This window comes from uncultured Intestinimonas sp. (assembly GCF_944387245.1).
Classification (GTDB): domain Bacteria; phylum Bacillota; class Clostridia; order Oscillospirales; family Oscillospiraceae; genus Intestinimonas.
In genome coordinates, this window is record NZ_CALXEE010000088.1 from 1 (window position 1) to 7737 (window position 7737).

Consider the following 7737-nt stretch of genomic DNA (forward strand, 5'->3'; position numbering starts at 1 on the left):
AAAGGAGCGCCCTCCAACGGAGGGCGCTCCTTTTTATTTAAATCTGGGCCATACTCTCGTCCTTCTCGATGGGTCCAAAATACTGGGTCCGGTACTTGGCAAAGAGGGTGTCGAAGTCGTGGTCACCTCCGGCATGGAGGTATTTGAGATAAGCATGGGTATCCGGCAGGTGCTGACTGGCGGGGGTGGTCTGTCGGACGATGAGCATGGCCACGTTGGAGCAGTGGTCAGAGATGCGCTCCAGGTTGATGGTGAGCTCCAGGAACTGTGTGCCCAGCTCAATGGTACAGGTGCCGCTCTTAAGGCGCTCCACATGCCGGTTCTTCAGGACCTCCTCCATAAGGTCCACCACCTCCTCTAGAGGCTCCACGTGGAGGGCCAGCTCATGGTCCCGCTTCTCATAGCACTCCAGCGTAATGTCCAGGGTAGCCTCCACCGCGGTGGTAAGGGCATTCACCTCTTTCAGGGCCACATCAGAGAAGGAGATCTCCCTCTGGTGCATGGTGGTTGCGATCTCAGAGACGTTGACTGCATAGTCGCCGATGCGTTCAAAGTTGGTCAAGGTATGGAGCAACTCGGATACCAGGGCACTCTCCGGGTCAGTGAGGGCCCGGTCGGTGAGCTTGACCAGATAGCTGTCCAGGGTGTTTTCCAGCTTGTCGATGGTGGTCTCGTTCTCATTGAGGCGCTCCAGCTTTTTCTCGTCATAGTCGGTCAGGAGCTCCACCGCCAGGCGCAGGTCCTCCCGGGCCTTCTCGCCCATGGTAATCACTGCGGACCTAGCCTGCTCCAGCGCCACAGAGGGCGAGGAGAGGAACCGCTCGTCCAGGAGGTTGAACTCCGGAGCATTGGTATCGCCGGGGACCAGCCGTTCCACGATCTTCACCAGCACCTTGTGGAAGGGCAGCAGCAGCAGCGTGCAGCCGATGTTAAAGCCCAGATGCAGGTTGGCGATAGAGCCCATGTCCATCACATTGTCCCAGAAGGGGAAGTTGAACAAGGCGTTGCCGATATAGAGGACAGCCAGGAAGAAGGCGGTTCCGATGACATTGAACAGCAGGTGGATCATGGCCGTCCGCTTGGCGTTCCGGCTGGCGCCGATGGAGGAGAGAATGGCGGTGACACAGGTACCGATATTCTGGCCCATGATGAGAGGAATAGCGGTGTTGAAATAGACCAGCCCCGTAGAACTCACCGCCTGGAGGATACCCATGGAGGCCGAGGAGCTCTGGAGGAGGGCGGTGACGGCGGCGCCCACCAGGATGCCCAGCAGGGGGTTGGAGAAGGCAGAGAAGAGAGACTGGAATTCCGGCAGCTCCTGGAGCCCGGAAACGGCCCCCTCCATGGTCTTCATACCGATGAAGAGAAGACCCAGGCCCAGGATGATCTGGCCGATGATGCGCTTCTTCCCGCCCCGGATGAACATATAGAACACCACGCCGATGGCCGCCAGGAGGGGGCCAAGTACGGAGGGATTCAGCATGGCCAGGAAGAGGTTGTCCGAGGATAAATCACCCAGCCGGAGGAGCTGGGCGGTCACAGTGGTACCGATATTGGCGCCCATGATGATACCCACGGTCTGCTCCAGACGCATGATGCCGGCGTTGACGAAGCCCACGCACATCACCGTGGTGGCAGCCGAGCTCTGAATGAGTCCCGTGACCAGGGCACCCAGCAGTACGCCCTTGATCACGTTGCTGGTGAGCCGCTCCAGGATGCTCTCCAAGCGTCCGCTGGAGAGCTTCTCCAAGCCGTCTGTCATGGTGGACATGCCGAAAAGGAAGGTCGCAATGGCTCCGACCAGAGTAATGATATCGGTAATATTCACCTGTAAGCCTCCATATCCCGGGCCCTCACCCGTGGATCAACATCATTTCGGCACAGCGCCTTTGCTGTGCCTGTTATCTAAATTATACCGGTCTTTTCCCCTATCGTAAATGGCAGGTAAATGGTTTTGCGCAAGTTTTACGTTTCGGCTAAATCCGACCGTCCGATTTCGTAAAATCGGTCAAAACGCCGGGATGCCTGGGGCTTGCCTTTTCCCGGGAAACAGGGTACGATAGCGTATGAGAGGAATTCTCCCACATACACCGCCCGTCGGACAGGAGGAAAGAACATGGCCCATCTGGAACAGTTACAGAAGTGGATCGACGAGAGCGACAACATCGTATTTTTTGGCGGTGCCGGAGTGAGCACCGAGTCGGGCATCCCCGATTTCCGCAGCGTGGACGGCCTCTATCACCAGCAGTTTGCCTATCCCCCCGAGGTCATGCTGAGCCACACCTTCTACGAGCAGCACCCCGAGGAATTTTTTGACTTCTACCGCAAAAAACTGCTGGTCTCCGGCGCCCAGCCCAACGCCGCCCACCGGAAGCTGGCCGAGCTGGAACAGGCGGGCAAGCTCCGGGCAGTCATCACCCAGAACATTGACGGTCTTCACCAGCTGGCGGGCAGCAAGCAGGTACTGGAACTCCACGGCTCCACCCTGCGCAACTATTGCGACCGCTGCGGCAAGTTCTATGACACCTCGGTGGTGGCCCAGAGCACCGGCGTCCCCCGCTGCGACTGCGGCGGCACCATTAAACCCGATGTGGTCCTCTACGAGGAGGCTCTGGACGGGAACGTCATGTACCGGGCGGTGGATTACATCCGGAAGGCCGATGTCCTCATCATTGGCGGCACCTCCCTGGTGGTCTACCCCGCCGCCGGCCTCATCGACTACTATGAGGGCAGCAAGCTGGTCCTCATCAACAAGAGCCCCACCGCCATGGACGCCCGGGCCGATTTGATCCTCTCCGGTCCCATCGGCGGGATCCTGGGCGCCATCCAGGTGCGCTGAACCATAAATGACCGTAAAACAGGTAAGGCGTCCCGGACCTGAGTCCGGGACGCCTTACCCGTTTGTCAAAGAAAGAGAGGAGGAAAAGTGAGGTGTGAGAGAATATATATGAACACATTTCTGTGTTGCTGTTTGTCTGCCCCACAGCAAAAGAGGCAGTGATTTGTGCCGGGGTCTTGCTGTGCTTATAAGATACCACACGCATAGGGGAAAAGGTTGGCAGAACTTTAAACAACTTTTGAAGATTATGTGAACTGTTCCCGCCCATCCCACAGCGGCGGCGGTTCATCCCCGTTCATTCAGTATATCTGCATAAAAATGCCGGATATACAGCTTGTCTTTTCCACATAAAAGCGTATAATACTTCTTATACAAAGATAATCGGGAGGGATCTCCATTGCAAGCCTGCCGCACCTGTAAAAAACTGGCCGACACCTTTCAAGCGCGCCTGATCTCTGCCCTCCCCACCATTGTCTTTTATATCATCCAATTTCTGATTGTTTTCTTTGTTTTTGGAAGCCAGTTCTCTATGGTGGTCACGGGCTCCACCACCCTGTTTCAACTCCGCCATAAGCAGCGCAATGATACCAGAGAGTATATCACGCTCTTTTTTGTCCCCCTTGTACTCTGTCTCCTGGCTTTTCTGGCCACCCGCAATGTGGTCCTGTGTATCCTACTGAACTTCGGCGTTCTCTTCTTCCTGGTCATCTGGAAGAGCAGCCAGTTTGAGCCCAAAGGCCATCTGGGCTTTGCCATGACCTTTGTCTTCCTGGAGCTGCGCCCGCCGGAACCGGAGGAGCTGTGGCTCCAGCTGGGCGCGGTGGCCTTCTGCCAGGCGCTGCTTCTGCTGGCACTGCTGCTGTGTGCCCGGCGGTACCACCCCGCCGATCCCAGCCTCCAGATCCCCGCCGGGCTCCACCGGCTCTCCGAGCTTATGGAGCAGATGGCCTGTGAGGGGAACAGCGAGTCCGTCGACCGGGAACTCTACGACACCGCCCAAAAGCTCCACCATCTGGGCTACGCCCGGCGGAGGCTCCTCCGCACCCCCGACCCGCAACGAAACCGCTACCACTTTCTGGCCCTTCTTTACCAACGCACCGCCTATCTGGTGGCCGACGAGAGCTGGAAGGACAGCGCCTCCCCCGCGGTCTTTTCCCAGGCCCTCCACTCCCTGGCCCAGGCGGTGGACGCCTGTGAGCGGGCCCACACCGCCCAGGAACGGGCCGCTCTGCTGACACAGCTCACCGGACAACTGGAACACCCCGACCTGCCCCAGGGCCGTCTGCGTATCTTCTATCGGAACGTACTCCATATCGTCTGCCTCTTCTGTCAGGAGCCCACCGTTTCCTCCGCCGACTTTCCCTGGAAGCACATTCCCTGGCGGGCGGTACTGCTGGATTTCCGGCAGCGGTGCTCTGTGGACCGCTTCGAGTTCCGCTTTGCCCTCCAGCTGGGCCTGGTCATGACCATCAGTTCCACGGTGAGCTACCTCTGGAACTTTGAGCACACCTACTGGTTCCCCCTCCACGCCTTCCTGCTGCTCCAGCCCAGTTATGAGGACAGCGCCCACCGTATGGTCACCCGCCCCATCGGCACCGCCATCGGCTGCCTGCTGGTCCACCTGGTCTACCCCTACCTCCCGGGTATGGCAGGCGTCTTTCTCTTCTCCCTGGTGATGATCTCTCTCATGTACTGCTGCACACCGGGCACCTGGGTACATCCCATCTTCTCCACCTCCTTTGCCCTCACCATGGCCACCCTCACTCTGGAGGAATCCGAGGCCATCCAGCTGCGTCTGCTCTATCTGGCCATGGCGGTGGTCCTGGTGCTCATCGTCAATCACTTCTTCTTCCCCAACCGCAAGGAGCAGCAGTTCAAAAGCAATCTGCGGGAGATGACCCGTCTCCAGGGTGTCTACTGGCATCTGATCCGACGCAGCCTGCGGGAGCCCTTCAATTCTGCCATCTTCTGTGAACTCCTCTCCCAATTCCACATGGTCCACCACGCTGCCCACCTCTACGCCCAGCAGCTCCCGGAGGCAGAAGCCCAGCGTTACCACCGCCTTCTGCTGACCTTCTGGTCCATGTTCTCCCAGCTGGAGCAAATCGGCTGTCTTATCCAGAGTGAGCTCATCCAGGAAGCCGACTACGGCCCTCTGGACGAGCTAGCCGGTCGGATCGCACGCGCCATCTCTCCCCTCCAATCTTCCATCACCGAAATTGACTCAAGCGTCGTCCATCAGTCGGATCTGCGCCATTTTCTGGATCGTTATCTGGCAAACGGAAGGATGCTCCTCACCTTCGCCCCTCTCCTATCGGTCTGGCCCGGCGGAATGCCGTACTGATGCATGGTCTCTGTGGGCGCTCCTGTCGCGGTCCGGAGACCGGAAAGGAAGCGTACTATGTCTACCACAAAGCTCTCCCGCATGATCCACCGCGCACTTTCCCTGCTCTGCGCTGTCGCCCTGGTGGCCGGTCTCACCCTGGTCCCCGCCTCCGCCGCCTCTTTCCCCGACGTCCGGCCGGGAGACTGGTACTACGACACCGTCAGCCGCATGGCCGAACTGGGCGCCGTCAACGGCTTTCCAGACGGCACTTTCGGCCCGGAAAAGTCCATCTCCCTCACGGAGCTTTGCAAGATCGGCATCGATCTCTTCCCCGGTCCTGCCCTGGAGGAGTACTTTACCGCCCAGGAGCTGTCAGAGAGCCGCGCCTACATGTCAGAAGAGAACCCCGGCTACTGGGGCAACGACGTGATCCTGGAGTCCCTTCTCCTCCGTGATGTCCACGGTCTGGGCTTTGATGAGGCCCGCTGGGAACAGCCCCTCACCCGCATGGAGCTCACCTATGTTGTCAGCAACATCTATCTCACCAGTGATGTCTTCCCCACCTCCGGCGACCCCGACACGGTGGACCCCTCGGTGGCTGCTCTGATCGGCGACTATGACTCCGCCGGCATCCGTGGCGGCGACATGGAGCCCTGTGTTCTCTGGGCCTACGCCCTAGGTATCGTGGGCGGTGTCAACGCCAACAGCGACTTCAATCCCCAGGGCACCGTGTCCCGGGCCGAGGCCTGCACCATCCTCAGCCGCCTCCTCTACCCTGAGACCCGCCTGACTCCGGGCGAGAATACCAGCAGCCAGACACCCGGTCAGTCCGAGGCAATCACGGACCCCCTCGCCCTGCTGCCCGCCGGAACCGATGCGGCGGGAAACAGCCGCATCCACTACGCCGGTGACGTGGCCTATGACTACTGCCGTGCGCTGGAGCAGGAGATCGGCATCCCCATCTTCTACCTTCCCGAGTTCACGGAAAAGGCCGACGGCCTCCTCTCCTACGCCAACTTCAACGACTTTTCCATTGACGCCACTTATTTTCAGTTGGTGCTGACCGAACTCCAGAAGATGAAGTCTGCCTATGACCTCTACCCCGACGGTTTCCTGCGGGAGGTGGAGTCCAAGAAGGGCAGCCACTCCACAGAGATCATCCTATGCCCCTACACTTTCCCCGGCTATACCTCCTACGGCGTCCACGTGTATGACTACTCCAACGACCCGGTGAAGGTGGACCAGGTCTTCTACACCGGCGTTGGCAACCCTCAGTATTACAGCCATGAGATGGGACACATGGTCATGAGCTCCGCCGCCATCCAGGGCGGCTGGTCCACCGTGTGCGACCACTGGGAGTCCATGAACGCCCGGGCGGGCGCCTCGGACTATGTCTCCGCCTACGCCATGACCTCCCGGCCCGAGGACTGGGCCGAGACCTGGGCCTTCCTCTGGCACGACACTGCCACCGTCCGCACGCTGGTAAACGGCGGCGGTACTGTTCTGCGGGAAAAGGTCCAGTACATGACCAGCCTCCTCGCTCAGAGCTACAGCACCTTCAATGCCTCCGCCGTGCCCTGGAGCGATCTGCTGTAAGGCCCCGTAAAAGCAGAAAACCGCCGGTCCAGATGGACCGGCGGTTTTCTGTCTTTCACAGGTTTCCGATTCAATATGGGCGACGACCCTCCAGCGGGGCTCAGCACCCGCGCCGAAGACGACGCTCTGCACAGCGGTAGACGATCCGTCCCCCGATGCCCCCCAGCAAGGCGGCCAGGAGGAGCCACAACGCCAGCAGGCCCATAGTCTGGCCGAGACTCTCCTGCCCGCCCTCCTCCAGCCAGCCGCGCACAGGGGAGAAAAACCAGTACCAGACCCACAGCAGAACCGCGACGAGCACCTCATACCGGTGCCGGATGCGCTGTGCCCGGACCTGTACCGGGTCCGATCCAGTGCTCACCGGCAGGCCGGTCTCCGGGTCCAGCCCCGCCGCCTCCGCCTGCTCTGCTTTCCGCTTCAGGTGCCGGTAGGCGATGACGCTGCCCACGGGGAAGCCTACCGGCAGAGCCAACAGCCACACCACAGACTTGCCCAAAAGCCAGGTCCGTTCATCAAAGTACTGCCGCAGCGCCTGCAGGGGCGGGATCAATCTCTCACCCAGCAGGCATAGCATCCAGATGCCCACCCATACCAGCATCCCCACCACAATGGCGTTCCGCTTGGCTTTCCGCATATTTCGGGTCGCATAGTTGAGGCCTTCCCCAAATATCATGCCGAGGATCGAATCAAATGCCATCCGTTCCCACATGGTCTGCCGCCTTCTTTCCACGGCGCTCTCCCACTCTGGATCAAGATAGGCCTTCACTCTCTATTCAAATCATGGAAACCACCCCATTTTAATGGTAATTTATTATAACATATCCCCCTGATTCCGGCAATCTGTTTGTGCAGATTTTATTCTTCGCCGCCAAAGCATAAAAAATGCCGCCCGGATGGGCGGCATTTTTGAAGCGTTGGCAAATCGATCAGCGCTTGCTGAACTGGGGAGCGCGACGGGCGGCCTTCAGACCGTACT

At 59.4% G+C, this 7737-nt stretch carries 5 protein-coding genes; 3 read left to right on the plus strand and 2 right to left on the minus strand.

Annotated features, from left to right (window positions below; translation table 11 throughout):
- Positions 1 to 37: 37 nt before the first annotated feature.
- Positions 38 to 1828 carry a Na/Pi cotransporter family protein gene (locus Q0K15_RS09860; RefSeq protein WP_294515678.1) on the minus strand — a complete coding sequence of 597 codons (1791 nt, stop codon included), beginning with the start codon at positions 1826 to 1828 and terminating at the stop codon, positions 38 to 40.
- Between the two features lie 288 nt (positions 1829 to 2116).
- Between Q0K15_RS09860 and Q0K15_RS09865 the strand changes: the two genes are divergently transcribed.
- The 3 genes from Q0K15_RS09865 to Q0K15_RS09875 all read left to right on the plus strand — a co-directional run bounded on the left by Q0K15_RS09865 (position 2117) and on the right by Q0K15_RS09875 (position 6761).
- A complete protein-coding gene (locus tag Q0K15_RS09865; protein ID WP_294515679.1) occupies positions 2117 to 2839 on the plus strand; it encodes an NAD-dependent protein deacylase in 723 nt (240 codons plus the stop codon).
- Between the two features lie 529 nt (positions 2840 to 3368).
- Positions 3369 to 5183: an FUSC family protein gene (locus Q0K15_RS09870; protein WP_294515680.1), complete on the plus strand. Its 1815-nt coding sequence runs from the start codon at positions 3369 to 3371 to the stop codon at positions 5181 to 5183.
- A gap of 57 nt (positions 5184 to 5240) precedes the next feature.
- Positions 5241 to 6761: an S-layer homology domain-containing protein gene (locus tag Q0K15_RS09875; protein ID WP_294515681.1), complete on the plus strand. Its 1521-nt coding sequence runs from the start codon at positions 5241 to 5243 to the stop codon at positions 6759 to 6761.
- A gap of 100 nt (positions 6762 to 6861) precedes the next feature.
- Here Q0K15_RS09875 and Q0K15_RS09880 read toward each other — a convergent pair whose 3' ends face one another.
- The gene (locus tag Q0K15_RS09880) at positions 6862 to 7395 is read right to left on the minus strand and encodes a hypothetical protein (protein WP_294515682.1); all 534 of its coding nucleotides are present in this window, start codon (positions 7393 to 7395) and stop codon (positions 6862 to 6864) included.
- Between the last annotated feature and the right edge of the window lie 342 nt (positions 7396 to 7737).